At 63.0% G+C, this 1,663-nt stretch carries 2 pseudogenes; both read left to right on the top strand.

The features are described from left to right. Positions 1-804: pseudogene (locus EG244_RS20185) on the top strand (Mu transposase domain-containing protein); the annotation flags it as partial. Next, positions 794-1,590, top strand: a pseudogene (istB, locus tag EG244_RS20180) (IS21-like element helper ATPase IstB). The pseudogenes EG244_RS20185 and istB, both read left to right, overlap by 11 nt. The last annotated feature ends 73 nt before the right edge of the window (positions 1,591-1,663 follow it).

Below are 1,663 nucleotides of genomic sequence, written 5' to 3'. Positions count from 1 at the left end.
CGAGAAGAACGTGCAGGATGCCCGGCCGCGACTGTGGCAGCCGACGCCGAACTTCGCCGATCTCGCCGCGCTCAACAGCTGGCCCGAACAACGATGCATCGCGCTGTGGCGCGAGATCCCGCACGGCGATCTGGTCGGCAGTATCGCCGATGTCTGGAACGAAGAGCAGCCTGCGCTGATGCCGGTGCCGCCCGCCTTCGCGGCTTCGTCGAACAGAGCAAGCGGGTCTCCCCGACCTGCCTGATCAGCTTCGAGCGCAATCGCTACAGCGTTCCGGCATCGTTTGCGAACCGCCCCGTGAGTCTGCACATCTATCCGGAGCGGCTCGTCATCGCCGCCGAGGGGCAGATCCTGTGCGAGCACACGCGGCGGATCGATCGATCCCATCATCTGCCAACGCGCACGACCTATGATTGGCGCCATTACCTGACGGTAATCCAGCGCAAGCCCGGGGCACTGCGCAATGGCGCGCCCTTCGCAGAGCTGCCGCAAGCATTCCGACAATTGCAAGAGCAGATGCTAAAGCGACCCGGCGGTGATCGAGAGATGGTCGATATCCTCGCCCGCGTCCTGCATCACGACGAACAGGTGGTGCTGACCGCAGTCGCGCTGGCTTTGTCAGAGGGCGTCGCCACCAAGATCCATGTTCTCAACACCTTGCACCAGCTGATCGATGGAAAGTCGATCAATGGCCCGACCGTCGACGCCCCGCAGGCGCTGCTCCTGCGTCGCGAACCCAAGGCCGATGTCGGGCGCTACGATCATCTGCGCGCGCGTAGCACCGGAGGCCGCCATGCATCATGATCCCGCCAGCGGCGCCGTCGTCATCATGCTTCGAAGCATCAAGATGTATGGCATGGCCCAGGCCGTGATCGATCTGATCGAGCAGGGTGCCCCTGCCTTCGATGCGGCCGTGCCGATCCTAACCCAGCTGCTGAAGGCCGAGGTCGCGGAGCGCGAGGTGCGTTCCATCGCCTATCACATGAAGTCGGCCCGCTTCCCGGCCTACAAGGACCTGACCGGCTTCGACTTCTCGGCCAGCGAGATGAACGAGGCCACCGTGCGTCAGCTGCATCGCTGCGAGTTCATCCATGGCGCTCAGAATGTCGTGCTGATCGGCGGGCCGGGCACCGGCAAGACCCATGTCGCCACTGCAATCGGCACTCAGGCCGTCGAGCATCACCGCCGCAAGGTCCGCTTCTTCTCCACCATCGAACTCGTCAATGCGCTCGAACAGGAGAAGGCCAAGGGGAAGGCCGGGCAGACGGCCGAGAACCTCGCCCGCCCCGACCTCGTGATCCTCGATGAACTGGGCTACCTGCCGTTCAGCGCTTCAGGCGGCGCGCTGCTCTTCCATCTGGCTCGAGCAAGCTCTGCGAACGCACCAGCGTCGTGATCACCACCAACCTCAGCTTCAGCGAATGGGCCAGCGTCTTCGGAGATGCCAAGATGACCACCGCGCTGCTCGATCGCCTGACCCACCGATGCCACATCTTGGAGACTGGAAACGACAGCTTCCGCTTCAAGGCCAGCACCGCCGCCGCAACCCGAAAGAAAAAGGAAACCACACATGCCTTGACCCAGCCATGACACCATCCGCATAACTCAAAGGTGGGTCACTTCTCGATGGAAAACCCGGGTCAGTTCCGAGTGGAAATCAACA

Origin of the sequence: Falsigemmobacter faecalis (assembly GCF_003863335.1) — a bacterium.
Lineage (GTDB): Bacteria > Pseudomonadota > Alphaproteobacteria > Rhodobacterales > Rhodobacteraceae > Wagnerdoeblera > Wagnerdoeblera faecalis.
This window is presented reverse-complemented; position numbering and strand designations above follow the sequence as displayed.